Source organism: Gemmatimonas sp., assembly GCF_041689975.1.
Taxonomy (GTDB): domain Bacteria; phylum Gemmatimonadota; class Gemmatimonadetes; order Gemmatimonadales; family Gemmatimonadaceae; genus Gemmatimonas.
The window spans coordinates 1-25,989 of record NZ_JBDNFF010000045.1 but is presented as its reverse complement, the minus strand read 5'-3'; the positions used below and the strand labels follow the sequence as shown (position 1 = coordinate 25,989).

At 65.2% G+C, this 25,989-nt stretch carries 18 protein-coding genes and 1 pseudogene; 4 read left to right on the top strand and 15 right to left on the bottom strand.

Features of this window, described 5'->3' with window-relative positions; genetic code table 11:
• Positions 1-267: 267 nt before the first annotated feature.
• The 5 genes from bchZ to ACESNG_RS03460 all read right to left on the bottom strand — a co-directional run bounded on the left by bchZ (position 268) and on the right by ACESNG_RS03460 (position 6,586).
• Positions 268-1,719 (bottom strand): chlorophyllide a reductase subunit Z, encoded by a 1,452-nt coding sequence (gene bchZ / locus ACESNG_RS03480; RefSeq protein WP_373067828.1) that lies wholly within the window; start codon positions 1,717-1,719, stop codon positions 268-270.
• Positions 1,719-3,218, bottom strand: a complete 1,500-nt coding sequence (bchY, locus tag ACESNG_RS03475) for a chlorophyllide a reductase subunit Y (protein WP_373060922.1) — start codon at positions 3,216-3,218, stop codon at positions 1,719-1,721. The genes bchZ and bchY overlap by 1 nt, the downstream gene beginning before the upstream one ends.
• A gap of 125 nt (positions 3,219-3,343) precedes the next feature.
• The gene (locus ACESNG_RS03470) at positions 3,344-4,360 is read right to left on the bottom strand and encodes a chlorophyllide a reductase iron protein subunit X (protein WP_373060919.1); all 1,017 of its coding nucleotides are present in this window, start codon (positions 4,358-4,360) and stop codon (positions 3,344-3,346) included.
• Positions 4,357-5,310 carry a chlorophyll synthesis pathway protein BchC gene (bchC, locus tag ACESNG_RS03465; protein WP_373060918.1) on the bottom strand — a complete coding sequence of 318 codons (954 nt, stop codon included), beginning with the start codon at positions 5,308-5,310 and terminating at the stop codon, positions 4,357-4,359. Before bchC ends, ACESNG_RS03470 begins: the two co-directional genes overlap by 4 nt.
• 67 nt (positions 5,311-5,377) lie before the next feature.
• The gene (locus tag ACESNG_RS03460) at positions 5,378-6,586 is read right to left on the bottom strand and encodes a methyltransferase (RefSeq protein ID WP_373067826.1); all 1,209 of its coding nucleotides are present in this window, start codon (positions 6,584-6,586) and stop codon (positions 5,378-5,380) included.
• Positions 6,587-6,756: 170 nt separating this feature from the next.
• Between ACESNG_RS03460 and bchI the strand changes: the two genes are divergently transcribed.
• Genes bchI through ACESNG_RS03445 form a run of 3 tightly spaced genes read left to right on the top strand, consistent with a single transcriptional unit; the run spans position 6,757 to position 10,562 of the window.
• On the top strand, positions 6,757-7,800 hold the full coding sequence (gene bchI / locus ACESNG_RS03455) for a magnesium chelatase ATPase subunit I (RefSeq protein ID WP_373060916.1): 1,044 nt from the start codon (positions 6,757-6,759) through the stop codon (positions 7,798-7,800).
• Positions 7,781-9,697 carry a magnesium chelatase subunit D gene (locus tag ACESNG_RS03450; protein ID WP_373060915.1) on the top strand — a complete coding sequence of 639 codons (1,917 nt, stop codon included), beginning with the start codon at positions 7,781-7,783 and terminating at the stop codon, positions 9,695-9,697. The genes bchI and ACESNG_RS03450 overlap by 20 nt, the downstream gene beginning before the upstream one ends.
• Positions 9,690-10,562 carry a DUF3623 family protein gene (locus ACESNG_RS03445; protein ID WP_373060914.1) on the top strand — a complete coding sequence of 291 codons (873 nt, stop codon included), beginning with the start codon at positions 9,690-9,692 and terminating at the stop codon, positions 10,560-10,562. The genes ACESNG_RS03450 and ACESNG_RS03445 overlap by 8 nt, the downstream gene beginning before the upstream one ends.
• A gap of 25 nt (positions 10,563-10,587) precedes the next feature.
• On the opposite strand, the gene ACESNG_RS03440 is transcribed toward ACESNG_RS03445, so the two are convergent.
• The 10 genes from ACESNG_RS03440 to ACESNG_RS03395 all read right to left on the bottom strand — a co-directional run bounded on the left by ACESNG_RS03440 (position 10,588) and on the right by ACESNG_RS03395 (position 22,679).
• Positions 10,588-11,835 (bottom strand): ABC transporter permease, encoded by a 1,248-nt coding sequence (locus ACESNG_RS03440; protein ID WP_373060913.1) that lies wholly within the window; start codon positions 11,833-11,835, stop codon positions 10,588-10,590.
• 3 nt (positions 11,836-11,838) lie between these two features.
• Positions 11,839-13,083, bottom strand: coding sequence for an ABC transporter permease (locus ACESNG_RS03435; protein ID WP_373060912.1), 1,245 nt, complete (start codon positions 13,081-13,083; stop codon positions 11,839-11,841).
• 11 nt (positions 13,084-13,094) lie between these two features.
• On the bottom strand, positions 13,095-14,351 hold the full coding sequence (locus ACESNG_RS03430) for an ABC transporter permease (protein WP_373060911.1): 1,257 nt from the start codon (positions 14,349-14,351) through the stop codon (positions 13,095-13,097).
• A 4-nt stretch (positions 14,352-14,355) separates the two neighbouring features.
• Entirely contained in the window at positions 14,356-15,597 is a 1,242-nt protein-coding gene (locus ACESNG_RS03425; protein WP_373060910.1) for an ABC transporter permease, read from the bottom strand.
• Between the two features lie 23 nt (positions 15,598-15,620).
• Complete coding sequence (locus ACESNG_RS03420) at positions 15,621-16,874, bottom strand: ABC transporter permease (protein ID WP_373060909.1); 1,254 nt, start codon at positions 16,872-16,874, stop codon at positions 15,621-15,623.
• A gap of 3 nt (positions 16,875-16,877) precedes the next feature.
• Complete coding sequence (locus ACESNG_RS03415) at positions 16,878-18,125, bottom strand: ABC transporter permease (protein ID WP_373060908.1); 1,248 nt, start codon at positions 18,123-18,125, stop codon at positions 16,878-16,880.
• A gap of 75 nt (positions 18,126-18,200) precedes the next feature.
• Complete coding sequence (locus ACESNG_RS03410; RefSeq protein WP_373060921.1) at positions 18,201-18,980, bottom strand: ABC transporter ATP-binding protein; 780 nt, start codon at positions 18,978-18,980, stop codon at positions 18,201-18,203.
• A 23-nt stretch (positions 18,981-19,003) separates the two neighbouring features.
• Positions 19,004-20,305 carry an efflux RND transporter periplasmic adaptor subunit gene (locus tag ACESNG_RS03405; protein ID WP_373060907.1) on the bottom strand — a complete coding sequence of 434 codons (1,302 nt, stop codon included), beginning with the start codon at positions 20,303-20,305 and terminating at the stop codon, positions 19,004-19,006.
• Between the two features lie 12 nt (positions 20,306-20,317).
• On the bottom strand, positions 20,318-21,805 hold the full coding sequence (locus tag ACESNG_RS03400) for a TolC family protein (protein ID WP_373060906.1): 1,488 nt from the start codon (positions 21,803-21,805) through the stop codon (positions 20,318-20,320).
• A gap of 103 nt (positions 21,806-21,908) precedes the next feature.
• On the bottom strand, positions 21,909-22,679 hold the full coding sequence (locus ACESNG_RS03395; protein WP_373060905.1) for a hypothetical protein: 771 nt from the start codon (positions 22,677-22,679) through the stop codon (positions 21,909-21,911).
• A 67-nt stretch (positions 22,680-22,746) separates the two neighbouring features.
• Between ACESNG_RS03395 and ACESNG_RS03390 the strand changes: the two are divergent.
• A pseudogene (locus ACESNG_RS03390) lies at positions 22,747-25,989 on the top strand (hypothetical protein); the annotation flags it as partial.

The following is a 25,989-nucleotide window of genomic DNA, read 5'->3' as shown; positions in this document are numbered from 1 at the left end:
TGCGCGCGGTGGCTGGGGCCGGACACCTGCTGCCGGAAGAACGGCCGGATGAGATCATCGCGAGCCTGATCGCGCACGCGGGTGAGGCGGATGGGGGGCTTGACCGATGACGGGCGCCAGGAATCAACGGCGCCAGGAATTAACGGCGCCAAAAATTAACGGCGCCAGGAATGAGAAGCGCTTGGGAGCGACCGTGCTCGCGAAGGAAAAGCGGGGAGGGCAAACGGTGTTTGCCCTCCCCGGCTTTCAGACTCGGATCCTGCGTGCTTATCCGACGCCGACGAGACCGCGCCGTGAGGCGAGTACGTGATCCCGTGTGACGAGCGTATCACCGAGTTCGCGGGCATCCTTCTCTGCCAAATCGCGCAGGCGCTTGGCGGCGCTGATGCGGATCAAAATCGGATATGTCTCCACGATCTCGTCGAAGGCACTCTTCGCGTCATCATCCCACGGCAGTTCCTTGTGCATGCGCGCGGGCGTGGCGTCGATCTTGTCCATCTCCGTGCCCAAGGGCAGGATGTGGAACAGCGCGTCGAACAGCTGGTTGCACACTTCCTGAATCAGATACGTTGCGCCCGAGTAGCCCATGAACGGCGTGCCCAGATGGCGACGAATGATCGCGCCGGGGAACGACGCCGGGACATACATCGCACGCGAGCCCAGCTCCGCCATGTACATCCGCTCGTTGTAGCTGCCGAACATGATGAGCGGCGGCGTCGTGCGGAGCGCCTCGCGGACGGCTTGGTTGTCGGGCTTCACACCCGGACGGCGCGAGAAGGCGAACGTGCACGGCATGCCCATCTCCGTCTCCAGGAAATGGCGCACACCGCGGGCATACGTTTCGTTCGCCACGATCGCGAAGCTGGCGGTGCCGAAGAAGTCCTGCGTGACGCTGCGCCAGAGATCCCACAACGGCTTGATCGTGGTGTGCTTCTCCTTCTCGATGAACGGCTCGGGGTCGAGCCCCAGCATCTCGCCGAGCGTGCGCAGAAACTTGGTGGTGCTGTGCAATCCGATCGGCGCCTGCAGATACGGACGCTCCAACGCTTCGCACAGCATGCGCCCGAACTCGCGATACAGGCACACGTTCACATCGGCGTCGATCAGACGCGGCACTTCCTCGAGGTGACTGCCCATCGGGAACACCATGTTCACTTCGGCGCCGATCCCTTCCACCAGCCGACGGATCTCCGCCAGATCACTCGGCGAATTGAAATAGCCGTAGATCGTGCCCACGATGTTCACGCGCGGCTTGTCGCCTTCCTTCTTCTCGCGACGCTTCGGCGCGATGCCTTTCTTGAGACCGTATTCGGTCCACAACCAGTACAGCGCCCGTTCGGCGGCCTGCCACTGATCTTCGTCGATCGTGCGCGGCAGGAAGCGCTGAATGTTCGTGCCTTCCGGCGTCACGCCACCGCCGATCATCTCGGCAATGGAGCCCGTGACAACGACGGCAGGGAGTTCCGGATCGAGCGTCTTGTGCGCGCGGCGCATCGCGCCTTCGGTGCCGTTCCGTCCGAGTTCGTCTTCGCCGAGTCCGGTGACGACGATGGGCAGCTCGTGCGGTGGGAGCGCGTCGGTGTAATGCAGCACCGACGTGACCGGAAGATTCTCGCAGCCGACCGGGCCGTCGATGACGACCTGCAATCCCTTGATCGCGGTGAACACGTACACGGCGCCCCAATAGCCACCAGCGCGATCATGATCGAGCACCAGCATCAGACCATCTCCTGCGCCTTGCGCGCCTTCGCCAGCTTGGCGAGATGGCGCTTGTAATGGTCGCGGAAATCCGGGTGATCCTTTGGAACGTCTTCCCACACACCGCTCGCGAAGCCGGTGCCGACGCCGTCGAAGAATGCACTCATCTCGTTGAAGCGCGACTTGTTGCCGAGCGCCGAATTGATCACGGTGGCCAGCGAGCCGGCACCGGCGGGTCCCATGAGCGGACGGGCTGAAATCAGATTGGTGAAGTACAGCGACGGGATCGACAGCTCCTTCGCTTTCTGCACGACCGGCGTGGTGCCGATGGCGAGGTCGGGCTTGAACTCGTGCATCGCCGCGAGGTCCTGCTCGAGCGACGCGCGATACTGGACGTGAATGCCGCGGGCGGCGAGCCACTCGCGGTCGGCATCACTATGCGGTGTACGCGGACAGGCGGTGCCGACGTAGCGCACATCGGCGCCACTCTCCACCAGCAGGCGCGCCACGAGCAGCTCCGATCCTTCGTAGCCCGACATCGTGATGCGTCCCTTGATCGGCATCTTGGCGAGGGCGCTCTTGATGGCCGGGAGGAACTTGTTCTTCGACGCATCGATGTGCTCGCGCGACACGCCGGCCATCTGACCGATCGCTTCGAGCCAACTTTCGGTACCGTCGTAGCCCACGGGTGCGGAGCCTACGATGGGCCGACCCGCTGCCGTGAATTCGCGATACGACGCGGTGTAGAACGGATGAATCGCCGCCACGCCCACGCAATCGAGCGCGGCGTAGAGTTCACGCCACTCGCGCGTGGGTACCACCGGTCCGGCCGCGAGTCCCATCGGCTCCAGCATCATGCCGATACCCATGGGATCGGCGGGGAACATCTCACCCACCAACGTGACGGTGGGTTTGCCGCTCACGCCGGCACGCGGCGCGGCCACCGGGCCGAGCTCCGCTTCCGTGCGCGCATAGCGCAACATCGCGCCGGCCAGGACGTCCTTTGCTTCGGCGTGCGTCGGCACCCCGAACCCTGGCACGTCGATGCCGATGATGCGCACACCGTTGATCTCTTTCGGCAGCAACTGCAGCGGGACACCCGATGCCGTCGGTACGCATAGATTCGTGATGATGATCGCATCGTACAGTGCAGGGTCGGCCATCTTGAACACCGCATCACGGATGTCTTCGAACAGCTGACCGGTGACGAGGCTTTCGGAGTTGAACGGCACGTACCCCACGGTGCGTCGGGCACCGTAGAAGTGCGACGTGAACGTGAGTCCGTACACGCAACACGCGGAACCGGAGAGAATCGTCGCCGTGCGGCGCATACGGAGACCCACACGCAATGAACCGAACGCGGGGCACATGCTCTGCGGCTGATCGTGCGGACCCTTCGGATAGTCGGCGGCGTAGCGGTCGAGTGTTTCGCTCTTCCCCGCAGCCTTCGCTGCCGCCAACATTTCGTTGGCGCCGGCGTGACAACCGAGTCCGTCGGCTGCGGTCGCTGCCGTGTTGATCGCGCTGATGTCGAGGACGGGCAACGCCCGTGACGTGGGCTGGTCGGCGTCGTTCGCCGTGGGCGTGCTGCCCGCAGCATCATAGACGACTTCGCCGCTGGAATGGTTGATCATGTCGATTCCGGTCAAACGGTGTCGTACACGACTTCGAGCGACGGCTTCGTGACATCTTCACGACCCACGAGGTCGAACATCGTGGCCGGTTCGAGCTTCACGTTGCCGCCGACCTGGCTGGCCGCAAACAGGCCAAGCAGTTCGTCCTGCGTGAGCGGCTTCGGGCGCACGGGCGGCGCATCGGCCACCGCTTGCGCGAGCTCGCCGAACAGCGGGCCCCACTCGCCACCCGGAAAGCCGATGATCTCGTAGTTCGCGCTCTTCTTGCGGATATCGTCGTTCGCCGGAACCTTCGCGAGAATCGGGATGCCTACTTTCTCCGCGAACGCGGCCGCTTCACCGGTGCCGTCGTCCTTGTTGATCAGAATGCCGGCTACGCCCACGTTGCCGCCGAGTTTGCGGAAGTACTCGACCGCCGAGCAGACATTGTTGGCCACGTACAGCGATTGCAGGTCGTTCGAGCCCACCACAATCACCTTCTGACACATGTCGCGCGCGATCGGCAAGCCGAATCCACCGCACACCACGTCGCCGAGGAAGTCGAGCAGCACGAAGTCGAAACCCCATTCGTGGAAGCCGAGCTTCTCGAGAATTTCAAAGCCGTGAATGATGCCGCGTCCGCCGCAACCGCGTCCTACCTCGGGACCACCGAGCTCCATGGCAAACACGCCATCACGCTTGAAGCAGACGTCGCTGATGGACACCTGCTGGCCGGCGAGCTTGAGGCGCGACGACACTTCGATGATCGTGGGGCAGGCGCGTCCGCCGAAGAGCAGCGACGTGGTATCGCTTTTGGGATCGCAGCCGATCAGCAGGACTTTCTTCCCCTGCTGCGCCATCATGTACGAGAGATTGGCGAGCGAGAAGCTCTTGCCGATGCCACCTTTCCCGTAGATCGCGATGATCTGGGTTTCTTTCGTCACCGGTCCGGTGTGGACCTCGTCGAGGGCGGCGGCGGCTTCAGCGCGCACGCTGGAGTGCAAGTCATGCAGGGCGCCGTTGGCGGAGCTGGTACCGTTTTCACTCATGCAACCGTTCTCCAGTTGAGGATCATCTTGACGCAACGGGGATCACCGAACGCCGTGGCATAGGCGTCGGCGGCACGCGCCGCGGGCTCGCGGTGCGTGATGAGTCCATCCAGATCGAGCGAGCCGCTATTCGCGAAGGCGGCGATGGCGCGAAGGTCCTGCTCCTTCCATTGTGCCGCAATGCGAAAGCGTGCTTCGCGGAGAAACGCGGGCGGGAAGGTGAACTGCACCGGTACGGTGTAAAAGCCGGCCAGACAAATCTCGCCACCCGGCGCCAGGCGTTCGATGAGCGTGTCCAGCAGGCCATCGGCCCCGCTCACATCGCAAATCGTGCGATAGTCTCGACGTGGATCTTCGTCGGGGTGCACCACCGTGTAGCCACGCCCGCCTTCCATCCGGATGGGATTCGTTTCCCATACCGTGGGCGCCGGTGCGCCATACAACACGACCAGTCGCGCGATCAGACGGCCAAGGGCGCCGTGTCCCACGATGAGCTGAGGCATCTGCTCGGGGTGGGCAACCGGGTCGTCGCCCAGGGCATGATGGGCGGTGGCGGCCAGCGCGAAGAGCGTACCGCGTTCGCCCAGTTCCCGACTCAGGACGACGGTTTTCGCGCCTGGTACCACCACGAGTGACGCCGAACCGCCGAAGAGTCCGCGGGCTTCGGTGAATCCGCGCGAGCCGGACACATACACCAGTTCGCCGACCGCGCGCCCCGACTCAGAGCCCGCTTGTGTGATGGTACCGACGCCCTCGTAACCTGGGACCAGGGGGTAGCCCAATCCAGGAAACGGCGGCATCCGGCCGGTAAACAGCAGTTTCTCGGTGCCCGTGCTGATGCCGGACCAGCGCATCTCGACGATCACGTCCGCATCCGTGGCGGGTACAAGCTCCAACGTCCGGACGGAAAGCTGCTCAGGTTGTTCGAATACGACGGCGAGGGTCTTCACGGAGTGTAACGTGTGGTTGACACCTCATACTGTCAACATTCCCGGTGATTTTATTCGGGATTGATTTTCAGACTTCGGCAACGATCAGTCCGGTCTGGATCGGGAACCGGGTAGAGACCTCCCGGCTCCGCTTGAAGCCCGCCGCCTGCAGCATCTGGTGGAGCTCGCACGCCCGTCGGGCCCGGCCCTTCCCCATCGCCATCAGGTAGAACGAGAAATAGGCGTCGCCCACCGTTTCCGCGCCGCGAACGCCGGCCATGGCTTCGGCGATCAACAGCACGCCGCCACTGGGCAGGGCCGCCCTCACGCGCTTGAGTAGGCGCAGCACCGACTCGTCATCATGGTCGAGCAACACACGCACCAGTGAGATCACGTCGGCGCCGGTGGGCAAGGCGTCGGCGTGGAAGTTGCCGCCGTGGCAGTCGACCCGGTCGGCATAGCCGGCCTGACTGAGCCGTGCCCTGGCCCGTGTGGCGACGGCCGGGAGATCGAACAGCCGTAGCTGGAGGTTGGCGTGACGCGCGCCGACCAGCGCGAGGAAGACGCCTTCGCCGCCGCCGACGTCGAGGAGGCACGCATGTCTGGAAAGGTCGTACGCGTCGAGCACGTCGTGGGCGACGGGCGGGAGCGTATCGGCCATGATCTCCGAGTAGGCCGCCACGCGCGCATCGTCGATCTGCTGCGGGCGCGGGGCGTCCGCGTATGACCAGTAGCGAGACAGTTCGGTGCGGAAATCCGCACCCTGTCGCAGCAAGGCGACGGGATCGCTGAGATCGTGATACGCCATGCGGTGGTGCCGGATGAGCGCCAGGACCCCGGTGTTGCCGACCAGTGGCGCACCCAGTTTGCCGAGGGCATAGCGCCCGTGGCGCCGCTTCATCATGAGCTGGAGCGAGACCGCAGCGTTGAGCAACCGTTCCGTGCTGGCTCTCGACAGGTTGGCATGCTCGGCGATCTCGTCGATGGTCCGGGCGCCGCTGGCCAGATAGGCAAAGAGGTCGAGTTCGACGCAGGCCAGGAGTGTCTGGGTATACACAAACCCGGAGACGATGTCGAAGAGAGCCCGGGATCGTCGCAGCGTGATCGGTCTTGTGAGCGGGAATCGGGCGCTCCATCGCTGGAAGCGGTCGGTCGCGACGAGAGCATTGAACCAGTCGCGGATCCGCTCGTGCCACGCCGGTGGAGGCATGACGGCTGGGTCAGCCAGTTCAATGGCGGGCTGGGCTGTGTGTGGCGTTCTGCTGCGATCGGTTGCCAGCGCCTTGGGAGGCGTCATGGCTTGCTCGGGAGGGTTCACGGGCCGAGGATAAGCGGAGAAAACAAGAGTGTCAAGAAAAGTGTACACATCAGGTGTAAAGCTCTTGCCATGGGGTCTCTCTGATCCTAACGTCGAAGAGGGTGGAACGGCGCCCTATGCCGTCCCACCATGAACCTTTTTGAGTCCGCATGCGACCGGTCTTTCCGTTTAGCGCGATCGTTGGCCAGGATGAAATGAAGCTGGCGTTGTTGCTGGTGGCCGTCGACCCCACGATCGGTGGGGTCATGGTTTTCGGCGATCGTGGCACCGGCAAGTCTACCGCCGTGCGCGCCCTTGCCGGGCTGCTGCCCCCCATGAAAGTGGTGGCAGGTTGCCGCTACGGCTGTGATCCCCAGGCCAACGGTGCCCGCTGCGACGAATGTCAGGCTCGGGCGTTGGCAGGGGTACACGTCAAGTCGGCGCTCGCTCCCGTGCCGGTTGTCGACCTTCCCTTGGGGGCCACGGAAGACCGTGTGGTCGGTGCCCTCGACCTCGAGAAGGCGCTCACCACGGGGGAGAAGGCTTTCGAACCCGGTCTGCTGGCCCGCGCCCATCGCGGCTTTCTGTATGTGGACGAAGTGAACCTGCTGGAAGACCACCTCGTCGATTTGTTGCTCGACGCGGCCGCCACGGGCGAGAACGTGGTGGAGCGCGAGGGCGTGAGCATTCGCCATCCGTCGCGATTCGTGCTGGTGGGCAGCGGCAATCCGGAAGAGGGGGAGCTGCGTCCGCAGCTGCTCGATCGCTTCGGTCTCGCCGTCGACGTCCGCACGCCGACGGTGATCGCGACGCGGATCGAGGTCATCAAGCGACGCGACGCCTTCGACCGCGACCCGGTGGCATTCCTGACGCACTGGCACAAGGCCGACGCGAAAATCCGTCGTCATCTCGAGAAAGCGCGCACACGACTCGATGCCCTTGTCGTGTCGGATGCCGTGCTCGAACGCGCCGCGACGCTCTGTGCGCAGCTTGGTACCGACGGATTGCGCGGCGAGCTCACGCTGCTGCGCACGTCGCGCGCGATGGCGGCATACGACGGTGATGACGAAGTGACACTCGAGCACCTTCGGCGCATCGCGCCGATGGCGCTTCGCCATCGCTTGCGCCGGAATGTGCTCGACGACGCCGGGTCGACGACTCGCGTGGAGCGTGCCATCGCGGAGCTGTGGGGCGATGTCGTCGCCACCCGCTGATCTGCCGCGCGGTGGCCCCGCGCTGACGGCGTTGTTGCTGGCGGTCGACGCGCGCGGACTCGGCGGCGCGATGCTCGATCATCCCCTGCACGAGCAGGCGCGTGCGTTTTCGTTGCTGGTGCAGCATGCCCTTCCCAACGGCGCGCCGCTGCGGCGTGTGCCGTCGAGCGTGACGCCGGATCGCTTGTACGGTGGTGTCGATCTCGCGGCCACGCTCTCCACGGGAACGCTGGTCGCGGAGCGCGGCGTGTTGGCGGCGGCCGACGGCGGCGTGATCGTGGTGCCGATGGCGGAACGATTGTCGACCTCCGCGCGCACGGCCTTGTGTGAAGTGCTCGATTATGCCGAGGTACAGGTCGCGCGCGATGGCATCGGTGAACGCCACGACGCCCGCGTGTGCATGGTCGTGATGGATGAATCGATCGACGATGAGGCGGTGCATGCTGCGCTGCGTGATCGTCTGGCATTCGTGGTGCGCACGAGCGGCACCGCCGGCCAAGCACTACTCGATGAACCAGACGAGGGCGATCGCACCTCGTGGGAGCGCTCCGCGCGCGAGGCGCGCCATCGACTGATGTCGGTGAGCGTCGATGAATCATGGATCGTGGCGCTCTGTGAGACCGCGGACTCGTTCGGAATCGACTCCGTTCGTGCGCCGCTGATGGCGCTGCGGTGCGCTCGCGCCCATGCGGCGTTGCACGGGCGGCTCATGATCACGGAGGCCGATGCCGAAGTGGCGGCGGCGTTGGTGCTGGCGCCTCGGGCCACGCGGTTGCCGGCTCCGCCGGCCGACGAAGCTAAGCGCGACGAAGCTGAGAACGACGAACCCAAGAACGACGAACCCAGGAACGACCCGCCACCGCCGTCTCCGCCACCCGAACCGCCGCCGCCCACGGACAACGGGCCGGACAGTGCGCCCGAGCCGCCGGAGTCGGCCGACGATGCGCCGGAGGACGAAAGCCCAGCGCCGCCATCGAGCAGCACCGACATGCTGCGAGAGGCCGTGACGTCAGCGTTGCCGCCGGGTATGCTCGCGCAGCTGCTGGAAAAAGTGAACGGCGGGAGCATGCAGGGCCGCGTGGGCGCTGAAAAGCAGAACATGCTGCGTGGCCGTCCGCGCGGTGCCCGCACGGGACTTCCACGCGGCGGCTCGCGCCTTCACCTTCTGGAGACATTGCGTGCCGCTGCCCCCTGGCAACGCGCACGAGTCAAGCACGCCGCGTCGGTTGCCGCGTCGGTTGTCGCGCCAGCGAAGGCGCGGCCGCGCGTGAGCATCCGCCGCGAAGATTTCCGCATCCGTCGCTTCATCGAGAAGACCGGCACGACGGTGCTCTTCGTCGTCGATGCCTCGGGCTCGTCGGCGGTGAATCGACTGTCCGAGGCCAAAGGCGCGATCGAAATGCTCCTCGCGGAGAGCTACGCGCGGCGTGACCGCGTAAGCCTGATCGCGTTCAGAGGGCAGGGCACCGAGCTGTTGCTGCCACCGACACGCGCCCTCGCGCGCGCGAAAAGGGTGTTGGCGGCGTTGCCTGGCGGCGGAGGAACACCGCTGGCGCACGCGATCGAGGCGGCGCTCGAGCAGGCACTGTCCGCCAAACGTGCCGGCAGCGCGCCCCTGGTGGTGATGCTGACCGATGGCCGCGCGAACATTGCGCGCGACGGGACACCGGGGCGTCCGGGCGCGGAACGTGACGCGTTAGCGGCCAGCGCGCGCTTTGCGCAGCAGAATATTCCCGCCCTCTTCGTGGACACCTCCTCGCGCGGTGAACAGGTGGCGCGTCGTGTCGCCGAGGCGATGCGCGCACGGTATGTGCTGTTGCCGGCGGCGAATGCGAAGGCACTCGGTGGGCTGGTACGTACCGCGATGCAAATGGCCGAGGGATCCGACCGTGCATGAAACACCTGTGGTAAACCGGGCCGCGTGGCCGTGGCAGTCGCTAGTGCGCGTGCGACATCCGTCCAGGCTACACGGCATCGATATCGCCACGCGCGACACGACCGTGCGCGTAGCGCTACGCTCACTACTGGTGGTCGTATTTTTCTGGTGGAGTGCGACCGGGGTGATCTTTGCGCTCCAGCGATCGGCGGGTACGCGTCTGCTGGGTCTGGTGCTGGCGACGATGATGGCGGTGTGGGGCGCGTGGCTGCTCTATTTCGAGCGCGATCGCGCGACCGCATCGGGTGCGCGACGCACGTTCCTTGGCGCGGCGTTTCTCTGGACGTGGGTGCAGGTCGCCTTCTACGGCGGATGGCTGGTGGGGCCGACCTCGTTGATGGTGCCGATTCCGGCGGAGTCGCCAAGTTGGTCGTTGGCCGTGCGCGCGGTCTTGTCGATGTTCTGGTATCAGCTCGCCATGCTGGCTGTCCTCGGCATTACCGGGTACCTCACGGCCCGACGTGCGAATCGCGCCGGCTGGTGGGCGCTGGTGCTCTTCTGGGCCACGCACCAAGCGGCCAGCATCAACATCTTCCTCGGCGTCGAGAATCCGGGGCGCGGCTTCTTTCCCGAGCCGCTGGTGTTCCTCGAGTCCTACTTCGGTCCGCAGCGCAATAGTTGGCTACTGCCGATTTCCGTGGCGTTGCTGCTGGTGTTCACGTTGCGCACGATCATTCATGCGCTCCGCGATCGATCGCCGCTGCGCCGCCAAGGCATGATGCTGCTGTCCGTGCTCGGTGTGCTCGGCGTGCTCGAGCTGGCGGTGCTTGGCATGCCCGTATACTTGCCCTTCTGGGACGCGTTCCTGGCCGTCCGCGGCTACTGAGCCAAGCGTTGCTGGCTGCGGTGCGTTATTCGTACCGGAGTGACTCTATGGGGTCCAGGTTGGCCGCGCGACGAGCGGGTACCATGCCAAAAATGATGCCGATGCCGACGGAGACCACGACGGCGATGATCGTCAGCGATACGGGCACCGGCGCCGAGATGTCGAGCGCGTACGACGCTACGCGGCCCATGGCGAGGCCAACCAGAATGCCGATCAGCCCGCCGATGCCGGTCAGCGTGCAGGCCTCGATCAGGAACTGCAACAGAATGTCGTTTCGCGTGGCACCGAGCGCTTTTCGTACGCCGATTTCCCGCGTCCTGCTCGTGACGGAGACGGTCATGATGGCCATCACGCCGATACCACCCACCAGCAGGGCAACGCCAGACAGCACGATCATCACGAGGAAGAAGATGCTCGTGAAGCCGTTGAAGGTGTCGAGGATCTGGTCCTGCGTGATCAGGTCGAAGCTATTGGTGCTGCCCGGGCGAAGGCCGCGCATTTCACGCAGGGCCATCACCACCGCTTCCTGTGCATCGGCCACGCTGACCCCGGCCCGCGGCTTGACGGGAATCCAGAGGGCGTTCGTGCGATCGATCGTGTAGCTGCGCTCCATGAACTCGAAGGGCACTACCGCGCCGACCGCTTGCCCGGGTGGTGCGAAGATATTGCCCGGTTCCTGCCAGAGTCCGATCACGACCAACGGACGCCCTCCCACTTGAACCTGCCGTCCCAGCATTCGCTCTCGGCCGAACAAGCTGCGCGCCGCGGCTTCCTGCAGCACGACGACCGGCGCACCCGCACTGAGCTCGTTGCGCGTGAACCAGCGCCCTTCCACCAACTCACCGCCCTGGATGCGGGTAAACCCGTCGTCGGCACCGAAGATCGCCATTCGCTGCGACCGAACTCCGTTCGATTCGATGCGCGCCAGCGTCTGCGCCCACATCGAGGCGTACGCGACCTCGGGGAGGCGACGCAGGCGATCGGCCTCGAGCTCCGAAATATCCGGACGACTCCGGACTTCCTTCGGCAAGTTGTCCGGATTGAGTGGCGTTTGCGAGAACTTCTTCAACACATAGAACGTGGTGGGCCCCGCTACTTCGATCGTCGTGACGATCTGCGAGCGGATACCCTCCACGATCGCGGCCATGGCCATCACGGTGGCCACGCCGATCACCACGCCCAGGATGGTGAGCGACGAGCGTAGCTTGTTTACGCGGATCGCGTCGAAGGCGATCAGGAGGTTTTCGCCGAAGGCACCGACTCTGAAGCCCATGGCTCAGGTCTCGGCGCGCATCGCGGTGATCGGATCGAGCTTCGCGGCGCGCGACGCCGGATACACGCCGAACAGCACGCCCACACCGGCGCCCAGCGACAGCGCGAGCGCGACACTCCACAATGACACGTGGGCGGGCAGGGGGGAGAAGGCCGTGATGGCGGCGGCCAGCGCCCATCCGGCGGCGACACCAAGCAGGCCGCCGCAGGTCGCCAGCGCGATCGACTCGGCGAGGAACTGACGCCGCACATCGGCTGAGGTGGCGCCCATCGCTTTGCGTAGCCCGATCTCGTGTGTGCGCTCGGTGACGCCCATGAGCATGATGTTCATGATTACGATGCCGCCCACGAGAATGCCGATCGCGACGACCGCCGGTACAACCGCGAACAACACCCTGGTGAGCTGCTTCCAGAAATCCACCAGCGCATCGGCCGTGCCGACGTCGAAGTTGTCACGATCCGACGGCCGCAGTCGTCTCGCGAGACGCATGGCTTCCTGCGCGCGGGCCATTGCCGGGCCGACCTCCTGCGCATCGCGCATCTTGACGGAGATCGTGGTGGTCTGCCGCCGTCCGTATATGGCCTCGAAGGCCGAAATAGGCATTAGCGCAAATCCATCGAACGATTGCCCCAGCACGCGGCCTTTGGGCGCCACGACGCCCACGATCGTGTAGCGCTGACCCATCACGCGCACATCCTTGTCGATGGCCGTGGCGCCCTGAAAGAGATTCGCCGCGACATCGGCACCGACCACGATCACGTTGCGACGCTCGCGCACGTCGATGTCGCTGAGTGGGCGTCCTTCGGTGAACCGATAGTCCTGCACCACCTGATAGCCCGCGGTCACACCAAACACCTGGACGCTGCCGAGGGTGCGGTCGCGCCAGACGACATCAGCCTGTGGCGTGGGCCATCCGGATTGCAGCGAAATAGCCAAGGCGTCGGGGAGGGCGTCGCGAACGGCCTCGGCATCCCGCTCGTCCACACGCGGGCGCCGCTTCAGCAGGCGGAACTGGTCGTCGGTGAACAGGCCCAGACTGATCGGCAGTCGTCGCACCTGAAAGGTGTTCATGCCGATCAAGGCATCGGCGATGTTCTCCTTCACGTACGCGTTCATGCCTTGAATGATCGCCACCACCGCCACCAGAAAACCGACCGATACCACAATGCCGAGCAACGTGAACGCCGTTCTCAAGGGGTTCACGCGCAGCTGCAAGAGCGATAGGCGGATGATATCGGAGAAACGCATGCTGACGCGACCTACTCGTGCCGGAGTGCCTCCACCGGGTCGAGCCGCGACGCGCGCATGGCGGGGAGCATGCCGAAGGCCACACCGGTCACCGCGCTGGCGATCAATGCGGTCGCCACGATGCTCGCGGGTAACGCGGCGGGTATCGAGGTATTCGTGCGAATCACCCACGCGAGCAGCGCGCCAAGCCCGAGGCCTGCCAAGGCGCCGATGGTGGTCATGGTGGACGCTTCGACGAGGAACTGCCAGCGAATCGTGCCCGAGGTGGCGCCGAGCGCTTTACGAACGCCAATCTCGCGGGTGCGCTCGGTCACCGAGATCATCATGATCGCCACCACGCCCACGCCGCCCACGAGGAGGGCGACCGCCGACAGCGCCAGGCCAACGGCGAAGATCGCACCGAAGAGCTGGTTGAACGTATCCATCAGGCGGTCCTGTTCGACCAGGTAGAACGTTGCGCGGTCGCCGGGGCGCAGGCCGCGGCGTGCGCGCAGGGACGCCAGTACCTCGTCCATGACTTCACCTTGAGTCACGGTCTTCTCCGGACGGACCAGCAGGCTGAGACTATTACGCGACACATCGAGACTACGCACGGCGGCTTGAATGGGAATGATCGCCCGGGGAGTATCAGGGCCCTTGCCCTGCAGCGACTTCAGAAATCCGGCCTTGGGCGCGTAAATGCCGATCACCGTGAACTGCCGACCGTTGATCATGATCTGTTTTCCGACGGCCTCCGACTCACCGAACAGCTGCGCCTTGAGGGTGTCGTTCACCAGTACGACCGGCGTGCCACCATCGTACTCGGTGCGCGTGAAGTTGCGCCCCGGAAAAATGTCCGAGGCATCGACGGACGGCCATTCAACGCTGTACGCGTCGTAACCGACGTTGTCCACGCGGCTGTTGCGATACGCAAAGTTGCCTCCGCCGCCGAGCACACCGATCACGTTCTCGACGCCCGGGATGCGCTTGATCATCTCCCACTCGGCAAACGAAATCGGCGGGTTGCTGCGATCCGGGCACTTCTCGTCGGTGCCATCGCAGCCGCTGATCCCCGAGCTACGGCGCTGCACAATGAAGGTGGTAGCACCAATCTGTTCGAGGTCCTGCTGGAATGACGAGCGAATTCCATTGACCACCGCGCCCATCGCAACGACCACGAACACGCCGATGGCAACGCCGGCGATGGTCAAGGCGGCGCGGACCTTGTTGGAACGGATGGACTCGAGCGCCATGCCAACGCCTTCGAAGACCAGCAAAAATCGATTCATCCGATCACTCTTGGCGCAACGCAGTGATGGGATCCAGACGCGCCGCGCGACTGGCCGGATAGAGGCCGGCAGCGATGCCGACGCCGGCACCCGTTACCAGTGCCGCGGCAATCGACCACGGGGCGACAGCCGCCGGCAGCGGCGTGAGCGCCGCAATGACCTCCGCGAGGCCGATCCCAAGTCCGACGCCGATCGCGGCACCGAGTGTACTCAGCGTCGCGGCTTCGACCAGAAACTGCGACATGATATCGGCCCGTTTCGCACCAAGCGCCTTGCGCACGCCGATCTCTCGCGTGCGTTCGGCGACGGCGACGAGCATGATGTTCATGATGACCATCGCGCCCACGACCAAGCTGATCGCGGGCAGCGCGGTGCCGAAGAGCACAAGACGTCCTTTGAGCTGCTTGATGAAGCCAAAGGCCGCATCCTGAGTGACGAGGCCGAAGTCGTCCGGCTCGCCGGCACGCAGTCCGCGGAGCGACCGCAGTGCGCCGCGCGCCGCCTCTATGCCGTCGGGAAGATCGGCTTGCGTGGGAGCCTGCACGATCAGCGACGAGATGTCGCGCTGCGGGCGAATGATGCGTCCCATCGGTGACGTGTACGGCGCGATGGCGTTGCGGTCGAGCGAAAACCCGAACACCGAGCCTTGCTTCTCGATCACGCCGATCACGGTGAAGGGCACACCAGCCACGCGCAACTCGCGACCTTCCGGATTGAGACCCGGGAAATAATGCTCGGCGACTTCTGTGCCGATCACGATCACGCGCGCACCGGCGCGGACTTCCTGATCGGTGAAGGCACGACCCACGGTGACGGCAAACTTCTTGATCTCGAAGTAGTTCGCATCAGTGGCCACGGCCTGCACCTGACGCGGTCGCGCGCCCGGGGACGATGCGTACTTGAAGGTCTCGCTCGAGATGCTCGACTTCATGGTGGCGGGGATGGCCGCGCGCACCGCTTCGACATCCGCCATGCGGACGAGGGGACGACGCTGCGCGGATCGCGCGTCGAATCCACGATTCCCGCCCGGGCCCACGTTGTTGAAACGACGCAGCGTAAACGTGTTGCTGCCGATCAGTCGCGCCGCAAAATCTTCCTCGACGTACCTGCCCATCCCTTCCACGATGGACACGACGGCGATGAGAAACATGACGCCAATCGTCACCCCAAGCAGGGTGAAGGCACTCTTCAATTTCTGTACACGAATCTGGGTGAGGGCCAGACCGATTGCGTCTCGTGTCTTCATCCTCTAATAATAGCCGCCCTCGGCTATTCGTGCCTGAGCGCCTCCACCGGATCGAGACGCGCCGCGCGACTGGCGGGCAGCATGCCGAAGAAAATTCCGGTCACCACGCTGGCGCCAAGCGCCACGATGACGGCCGTCGGTGGGACACTCGCCTGAATAGGCGTAAAGCTCCGGATGCCGAGCGCGCTCAACCAGCCCACGAACAGTCCGATGGCGCCGCCGATGCCGGTCAGCGTGGCGGCCTCCACCAGGAACTGCCAGAGAATCGTGGCCTTGGTCGCGCCCAGTGCCTTGCGCACGCCGATCTCGCGGGTTCGTTCGGTCACGGAAATCATCATGATCGCCACGACCCCGACGCCGCCCACGATGAGTCCGACCGCCGACAACGCGATCATGACGAGGAAGAACATCCCAAAGATGTTGTTGTACGTCTCCAGCAGCTTGTCTTGGGTGATGATCGCGAACGAAGACTCGCCACCCGGGCGCGTCCCGCGCATCCCGCGCAGCGTTGCTGTGACATCGTCGAGCACGATGTCGCGTACCACGCCGTCACGCGGCTTGATCGCGAGTGACACGCCGCTGGCTCGCGCGCCCACGTACCGAATGAGCGACTGCACGGGGATCACGGCCTTGGGGCGCTCACCCCCCGAAAGGAAGCTGCCGTTGTCCTTGTACACGCCGATCACTTCGAACGGCACACCGTTCAGCGTGACCGACTTGCCGATCGGATCGGATTCGTCGAAGAGGCGCGTGGCCATCAGCGAGGTGATGACCGCGACGCGTGCACCCGTACGCGCCTCAGCGCCCGTGAACGCACGACCCGGATACACGTCGGGAGCGCTGATGCTGGTCCACTCGGCGCTGTAGCCTTCGATACTCGCCGACGGCAACTCGCGCTCGCGATACTTGACCTTGGTGCTCCAATCGAGGCGCTCCCCCACGGCTTCCACGCTCGGCAAGCTCCTGATGCTCTCGATCTCATTCGGCCGGATGGGCGGATTGCGCAGCCACGTGCACGCGCCATCGGAGCCGTCACAATTTTCGAAGCTGATCGGATAGCGCATCACGAAGAAACTGGTCGGGCCGATGCTGGCAAACTCCTTCGCCACCGATTGGTTGATGCCGTGAATGGCCGCCGAGATGGCAACGACCACGAAGACGCCGACGGCGACTCCGAGAATCGTGAGACCGGCGCGGACCTTGTTTGCGCGAACGGCGTCGAGCGCAAGGCGAACGCCCTCGACCCCGGCGGAAACGCGAGCGACGAATGCAGACATGGTCTATTCCTGCCGGAGCGCGGTAATGGGATCCAAGCGCGATGCGCGACTGGCAGGATACATGCCGGACACGACCCCGACCCCGGCGCCGAGGGCGATACCGACCACGATCGACCACGGCGCGACGCTCGCTGGTAGCGGCGAAAAGAATGAAATGCCTTCGGCGAGACCAATGCCGAGCGCGACACCGATCACCGAGCCGACGATGCCAAGCGTGGCGGCTTCGATCAGGAACTGCAGCAGGATGTCACGACGTTTCGCACCGAGCGCTTTGCGCACGCCGATTTCCCGCGTGCGTTCGGAGACGGCGACGAGCATGATGTTCATGATGACAATGGCGCCGACCACGAGCCCGATCGCGGGCAGCGCGATGCCGGCGAGCACCAGATACCCTTTGATCTTGTTCCAGAACTCCAGTGCCGAGTCAGCGGTCTGCAGCGCGAAGTTGTCCTGCTGCGCTGGGCGGAGTCGACGTTCGGCGCGCATCACCGCGCGCACGGTTTCCATCGTCTCGGTCATGGCTTCGGGACTCGGCGATTGAATCGCCACGGCATCGACGATGTTGGGACGCGAGTTGAGCAGTCGGCGGGCTGGTGATCGCCACGATGTGACGATGAAGTTGTCGAACGACATACCGAACGCTTTCCCCTGCGACTCGGCCACGCCGACCACGCGATAGGGCACGCCACCCATCTTCAATTCGCGACCCAGCGGATCGAGACCGGGGAAGAGCCGCTCGGCGGCATCGATGCCGATAACCACCGACTTCTCGCCGCGCGCGAGCTCCTGCTCGGAAAGAACGCGACCGGAAGTCACACCGAGATTCTTGACGTCGAAATACTGACCGTCGACGGCGAACACTCTCGTGGTGCGCGGCTTGCCACTGGTCGCCGACGTGATCGCGACCTGGTCTTCGCTGGTGATATACCACTTGGCGTCGGCCGGAAGTGCATCGGTGACCGGTGCGACGTCGAGCAGTTCGAGCCGTGGCCGGCGACGGTATTCTTCCCAGGTGGCTTGATCGATGTCGCCGATGTTGATGTTGGGGCGACTACGCAACTCGAACGTGTTGATGCCGATCAGTTTACCGATGAGGTCTTCTTCCATGTAGCGCCCCATCCCTTCGACGATCGACACGACGGAGATCAGGAACATCACGCCGATGCAAACGCCGAGCAGCGTGAACGCGCTCTTGAGCTTCTGCACACGGATCGTGTTGAGGGCCAATCGAATGGCTTCGAAAAACTGCATGGGGAGCGCCTCGCGCGATGTGGTGTCTGCGAGGTCGTACGGCGCGCCCGGGACAGAGTTTCGCTCTCGCGCGTTCTAGTGCACGCGATCACCAGACACTTTGAGCGCATACTGTTCGCGCGTCTCGTCGCTGGAAATCACGCCATCGCGCAGCACGATGACACGCTTGGCGTGCACCGCAATATCGGGTTCGTGGGTGACCATCACGACGGTCTGACCCTGCGCAGCAAGCTCCTCGAACACGCGCATGATTTCTTCCGATGTCTGCGAGTCGAGATTGCCCGTGGGTTCGTCGGCCAGCAGAATGGACGGGCGATTCACCAAGGCGCGCGCGATGGCAACACGCTGACGCTGACCACCGGACAGTTCGTTCGGACGATGGTGAATGCGCTGGCCGAGCTGCACGCGCTCCAGCGCTTCGGTGGCACGCTTCTTCCGCTCATCGGCCGAGACGCCCGCGTAAACCAGCGGGAGTTCGACGTTTTGCAGGGCCGAGGCGCGGGGCAGCAGGTTGAACGTCTGAAACACGAAGCCGATTTCCTTGTTGCGCACGCGCGCGAGCGCGTCGTCGGACATCGTACTCACGAGCATGCCGTTGAGCCAATACTCTCCTTCATTCGGCGTATCGAGGCAGCCGATGAGGTTCATGAGCGTCGACTTTCCCGAGCCCGACGGTCCCATGATGGCCACGTATTCGTTGCGCTTGATCGCGAGATCGACACCGCGCAAGGCGCGGACGATTTCGCCACCCATGTCGTACTGCCGTTTCAGCTGACGGGTCACGATCACCCAGTCTTGCCCAGGGGCGGCGCCAGCGGTGGTGGTAACCCCTTGGCGCTCGGCCGTGGTGCTGATTCCGATGTCGTCGAGTGCGTTGCTCACGGCTTCTTCCCGGTTACGGGCACCTTCTTGTCATTCACTTTCTTCTCTTCCACCTTCGCCGTGCGGATCATCGCGCCATCCTTGAGTTCGCGGATCGCCTGATACGTGCCGGCCACGATGGTTTCGCCGCTCTTGAGTCCGTCGAGCACTTCGAAGTGACGCTCACCGGCGATGCCGACCTTGACGGGGCGGAAGCTGACCGTGTTGTCGGTGCCGACCACGAACACACCTTCCACGTCGCGCTTGCCGACTTCCTTCGTCGGCTGACGGCCCACGGTAACGGCGGAATCGCCGTTCGGGAGATTCTCGTTTTCCCGAACCGTGAGAGCAATGATCGGGATGCTGAGCACCTTGGTGCGCGAGGCCGTCACGATCTTCGCCGTGGCGGAGAAATCGGGGCGGGTGTCCAGCGGCGGGTTCACGAGCTCGACGCGTACTTCGTAGTCGATCGCCTGATCACCGGTATTCCCGGCGCCGGCCTTGGTGACGGAGCTGTTCGAGATTTCGACGACGCGACCCACGAACGTCGTGTCGGGGAAGGCGTCGATCTGAATGAGCGCCGAGTCACCGACGCTGATGCGCGCGACATCGGTCTCGTCGACCTTCACCTTTGTTTCCAGCACGCTCATGTCACTGATCGTCATCAGCGTCGCCGCATCCTTATTGAGCGTACCCATGATCGCCGTTTCGCCCTCTTCGACGTTCAGGCGAGTGATCTTGCCGCTCATCGGCGCGGTGATCGTGGTACGGCTCAGCGCCTGACGCGCATCACGCACCGAGGCCACTGCCTGATCCACGCTGAAGCCGGCTGCTTCGGCCAGCGCCTTGTTCACGTCGGCCTGCGTCTTGAGCTGCTCGAGCTGTTCGTCGCTGACCAACGCCGGTGATTGTTGCTTGATCTGCAGCGAGCGCTCGTAGTTGCGCTGTGCCTGAAGCAGGCTCGCCCGCGACTGCGCGGCCTGGGCGCGGGACGACGCGAGGAATGCCTCGGCGCGCTGTAGCGCTGCCGTGACCTGCTCCGGGTCGATCTGCAGCAGGAACTGGCCCTTCTTCACGATGTCGCCTTCCTTGACCGACAGTCGTACGATCTTGCCGGTCACGTCGGCCGACACGTCGACCTTGGTGCGCGGCTGAATCTGTCCACTGGCCGTTACGGAGGCGACGAGGTCACGTGTTTCCACAGCCTCCGTGCGCACTTCCACCGGCTTCGTGCTGTTCTTCTTCGCACTGATCACGGCAAGGGCGGCAACGGCGATCACCACTACGCCGCCGATCCCGAACTTTACACCTTTGGTCATGACTGGTCTCTGTTAGCGGAGGGGACGGCCGACGGCATTTTCAAGCGCCGCGAATGCCCGTTGTACATCGTATACCGCCGTGATGCGGTCGGTCTCGGCGCGTTCGTAATCGCCACGCGCCTGCACGAGATCCACGATGCTGATGGCCCCGACGCGATAGCGCTCTTGCGCCAGCGACAGGGCGATGCGTGCCGTGCGCACGTTCTGCTCTTGCAGTACGACGGTCTGCTGCGCCGTGTTCAGCGAGAGGGACGCTGCGGTCACGTCGGCGTTCACGCGCAGTTCTTGCGCACGGACATCGTTCTCCGCGTTGCGACGCTGCACACTCGTCTGCTCGATCTGCTGCTCACGACGCCATCCGTTGAAGACCGGCAACGAGAATGTGGCGGAGAGAGAATACGGATTGCGCGTGAAATCGAGCGGATACTTGGCCTGCGCGTCGCGAATGGCGGCTTCCTGCGCCGGCGTGAAGGAGATCGCGCTACACTGCGACAAGCGGTTGGTAAGACCGAGGCGATCGCGCACCTCTTCGCTGCGGACACAGGAAGACTGGGCGGAGAGCGTACTCACCTGGCTCTGGCTGATGAGTAGCCCTGTATTGGTAAAGCGATTGGTAAAAGCCGAGACGTTGGCCTGCAGCGACAGCGAAGGGAGGTAGGCGCCGCGCGCCGAGGCCTGCGAGCGTCGGGCCGACTCTTCGCGGGCACGGAACGAGCCGAGCGCGGGATTGGTACTTCGGGCCATTTCGAGAATGACCGACAGTTCGATGGCAGGCGGGGCGGCGAGATTCGCGTCGAGCTTCGCGTTGGGCGTCGGCGGGACACCGATGGTATGGAAGAGCCGAACGATTTCAATGGCGGCCTGATTGCGCGCGTTCAACGAGGCGACGCGCTGCTGCCCATCGGCGACCTCGGCGCGCTGCACATCGAGCTGTGTGCCGGAGCCGACTTGGAAGCGGGCTTGAGCGAGTTGCAATTGGGTTTGCGTCGTGGCCTGCAGCGTGTCCTGCAGCGACGCGCGCGCCTGCGCCTGCAGCGCCGTGAGATACTGGTTGGTCACGTCATTCCGCACCCGCTGTTCGGCGGTGGCGATATCGGCCTCGGTGGCGTTCTGGTCGGCCTGCGCCGCGCGGCGATCGTTGAGCGTAGCGACCGACAGCTGCATACTAGCGCTCACCGAGGCGTCCGTGTTCAGCTGATCGTTTACGGCGCCGAACGCCTGACCCTGGAAGAACGTCTGACGGCCTTCGCGATAGCCTCCGCCCAGGCTGGTATTAACGCTGGGCAGGAACGCGCCGGTCGCTGATCGCACCGCGGCGGCGGCGGTGCGCCGGGCGTTGGTGGACGACTGCAGGGCGGGGTTGTTCCGGCGCGCGAGCCCCAAGGCGTCCGTCAGCGTGATGACAGGACCCGCAGCAGGGGCGGGCTGTGCAGCGGCGAGAGTCGGCGCGGACCCGGCAGCGGCCAGACCGAGCGCGATCGCGAAGGCGTGAATTCTCATGGGGTCGGAGCGGGTGAAGGAGAGAGTCAGAGGGGTGTACGTCCCTCGAGTCGTGATGGTTTCAGTAGAATGGAATACCAAGTTTGGACGCCGTTCGTCGACGTCAGCGTGGCACGTCATCTCGGAGCGCCTCGAGGTTGCGGGCTGGGATGCTGAGCCTGAGCAATCGCCCGTCGGCGTCGGCCCATACGAGCTTCAGATCGCCACTGCTCGCCGTCACCCGCCACCGCCGCGCTTCGCGACGCAGTCCGGCCACGATGATGGTGTCGAAGCGGGTTTCGAGGACGAGCCGCACGGCACCCTGCGTATTGGCGATCGGGGTCAGGCTCGGCAGCGTGACGCCGGCGCCATCGGCCATCGCACGATCTCGCACGAGCAGGGCATACTGAACGATGCCGTCGTCCTCGATGACGACCGCGCCCGGGCGCAGCAGATACTCGCGCGCCGCTTCGCCGGTCGAACTACGCGCGAGCGTCGCGAAGCGGCCGCGCACGCGCTGACCACCAAGACGGAGCGTCACGTCCGCGCCTCGACGTTCTTCGACGGAATAGCGTACTGGCGTGCCGGCCGAGTCGGTCTCGAGACGCATCGCGACGCGCCGATCACCAATCGCCGATTCCGACCGGGCTTCGAGCGTACCGCCATCCTGGGAGATCACGCGTTGCACAGAGAACTGTTCGCGACCAGCGCGCTGCCCATTCACGAGCAGCGTGAAGCTGCCCACGTCGAGACGAGCCGGCGCGGGTGGCTGCGTGGTCGACGCCGATGGCGACGCCAGCGGCCACCGAGCAGCCAGCAAGGGCGCGGCGAGTACGGTGGCGACCAGAGGCAAACCAATAGGACCAAGCCGCCGCGCACGGCCAAACAAAGACATCTGTTAAAGGTAACCGGGAAGGAGGCGCCCCTTCGCCATGGCGGGGTCCGCGGGGTATTGTGGGGCTATGTTCTCCTCTCCCCGCGCGGCGCGCGCCGATTCGTGGCCTTTGGGTTGGGTCGCCGCGACCTGCATCGCCATCGTCGCCTGTGCCTTCTGGCAACAGTCGCCGGCGTGGACGTCGCTGGCCGTGGCGCTGCTCGCGAGTGCCGGTGCGGCGTGGCTGCTCCCCACCCTGCGACGTCCTCGCGGGATCCCGGTCGTCACGGTCGTATTGCTCGCCGTTACGGTCACGGTGGCGGTGGGCGAGACCGCGACACTGTTAGCGGTACGACGGGATTGGACCACGTGGTCGGCGGGAGAACGGGAGGATCGTGCGCAGCGCGTAGCGGCGAGCCTGACCGACGTCGCCGCCACCTTGCGACGCGTCGTCGATGCGCGCGTCCTGGATACGACGGGCGTGGCGACCGCACCGTTGCAAGGGGGCGTGGAGTCCGCGCTGCTGGTCTTCCGGAATGGCATGCTGGTGGCCCACGTCGGGCAGACGCGAACGCCGATCGGGGCCGGCGCACCGGTTGGCGTGCGACTCGTTGATGGGGCGTTTCACACGTCGCTGGTGGCGCGTGCGCGTTCAGCTGATGGGCGGATTGAAGCGGTGGCGGTGGTGCTGGTGTCGTCAGCGCCGCCAGCCGACCGTTTCGCGAGGCCGCTCTTGCGCACACTGTCGGGTCGCGTCGATGTCGCGCATACGATCATCGAGTCGCCCGACTCGACGGTTGTGGGCACGGGATCGACCGTGGTCGTGGTCCCCGATGGCCCGAATCGGTTGGCGCGTGTTCGTGCGCTCGATTTTTCAGAAGGAGAGACCCAGCTCTCGCTCCTTCAGCGTGCGCGGGCGCGTACCAACCTGTCGCTCGGCCTTGCCCTGTTGGGCATGTTGATCAGTGCCTGGCGTCGGCCGGCGCGTACCGGACAACGGGTTGCTGCCGCAGTGGCGGCCGTACTCGCCATTGCCGTCGCACCGCTGACCGCGCTCTCGAATGTGTCGTCGCTGTTCGATCCGGCGAGCTACTTCGCGGCGATGGGCGGACCACTCACGTCGAATGTGGCCGCCTTGCTGATGACGACCGCGCTCGCGCTGGCGGTGCTATTGCTCGTGCTGCGCACGACGCTCCAGAAGCCCTCGCGCTGGATCGCGGTGGTGGTGGTGATGCTTGTGGCGTTGGGTGGCCCGTTCCTCCTGCGCGATCTGGCGCGCGGCATTGCGCTGCCGGCGGCGGGAGCGGGCTTCGTGTTGTGGATCGCATGGCAGCTGGCGCTCGCCCTGGCCGGTGTGTCGATCCTGCTGGCGGGCGCCGCGGCGGGGCGGGCGGCTCTCGGATCGCGCCGTGGCTTGCCCTCCAACGTCGCGCCGCTCCTGGCGACCGGTGCCGGTGTGTTCGCGCCGATCCTGTGGGATGCCCCGGGCGCATGGCCGTCGTGGTATCCCGCGCTTTGGATCGCGGCGATCGGTTCGTTGGCGCTCACGCGTCGTGGTCTCGCGCAGGTCGCAGCGGCCGCTGTCGTAGCGGGCGCCGGTGCCGCCACACTGACGTGGGGGGCCACGGTGCGTGCCCGTATGGCGCTGGCCCAGCATGACCTCGAACGACTCGAGGCGGTGGACGAGAATGCGTACCGACTGCTGGAGCGGTTTGCGACCTCCATGCGCGAAGAGACGCGACCCGTTCGCAATACCGACGCGCTGTTGCGGCGCTACGCCTCAAGTGAGCTCGCGCTGGCCGGCTACCCGGCGCGGTTGGCGCGCTGGGTCCCGGGCAACAGCACCACACCGGTGTCCGATCTGTCGCTCGCGCCGGTGAACGACACGATCGGGGCGCAAGTGGTCATCGCGACCATGGCCCGCGAGAGTGGCCAGGTGGAGATTCGCGCCGTCGGTGATGGACCGACCACGCTTCTGGTGGCCGCGGTGCCCGCGCCCGATGGCGTCGTGACCACGATCGCGGTTCCGCCACGCACCCGGTTGCTGCCGCTCGATCCGTTTGCGTCCTTTACGGGTGTCACCGGCGCGCGCGGCACCGACGCGCCGTACAAGTTGGCGCTGGCCGTACCACTGATTGGTGATACGATCGCGCATCCGCTGCAGTGGCGTCGTCGGGGCGATGCGATGCACGGCGATGGCGTAGCCGGTGCCGGTATCGACGTGCGGCGAGTGCATGTGGAAGTGGATCTCCGCACGCTCGACGTACTGCTGCCGCGCGGTGCATTGCTGGTGTTCCTCGACGTGATCGCAGTGATGCTCCTCTGGTCGGCGACCGCGCTGGCCGATGGCGCGCTGGGCCGACTGCTGAGGCTGCGCCGTGTGCGGTGGTCGCGTTCATATCGCGTGCGATTGAGCGGCGCGTTGCTCACATTCTTCATCGTTCCGGCGACGATCTTCGCTGCCTGGGCCTGGTATCGCCTTCAGGACGACGATCGCGCGGCGCGCGAACTGCTGGTTCGGGAAACATTGCGCGTGGCGGCCGCCGAGCAGGATCAGCGTTCGATCGGGACGGCGCCGTCGAGTACGGGCGCCCCGCTGTTCCTCTATCGCGATGGACAGCTGGTGACAGCCAGTGATTCCCTGCTCGATGCCTTGGCACCACTTGGCCGTCTACTCCCGGTCTCGCTTGGCACTGACGACTACCGTACCGACGACTTCGGCACCGACGATGTGTTCACGACGCGACGCATCGCCGTCGGCGACGCGCGCACCCTCGTCGGGTTCCGGCATCTTTCGCCGACCAGCCCGTCGGTGTTGGCTACGCCGGCACGCGGCGACGAATTCGCCCTCGACGCCCGCCGCGAAGACCTCGGTGTGCTCCTGCTGTTCGCGACGATGCTGGGCGCGCTGGCCGCCCTCTGGTCGAGCGGACTGGCGGCTCGCTCCCTCGCGCAGCCCGTAGGGGCACTGCGCGAGGCAGCGCTGGCGATCGCCGCCGGCAAGCGTGCCCCCGCGTTAGGCACGGCGCCCGCCACGGAGTTTGCGCCGGTGTATCGCGCGTTCGGTCGCATGGCCGATGATCTGGCCACCAGTCGCGCCGCCCTCGAGGCCGCACAACGCCGCACCGAGGCCGTCTTGCAGCATGTGGCCAGTGGCGTGTTGGCGCTGCGGTCGGCGTCGCAGGGCGCCGCACCCGGCGGTGACATCCTGATCGCCAATCCGCGCGCGGAAGCGATGCTCGGCGTGTCGTTGCGTACCTCCGGAATCTCGTTGCGCGCGCTCCCGGCCACACTCGCCCCGCTCGTGGAACGCTCGACGGCGTTCCTCGCG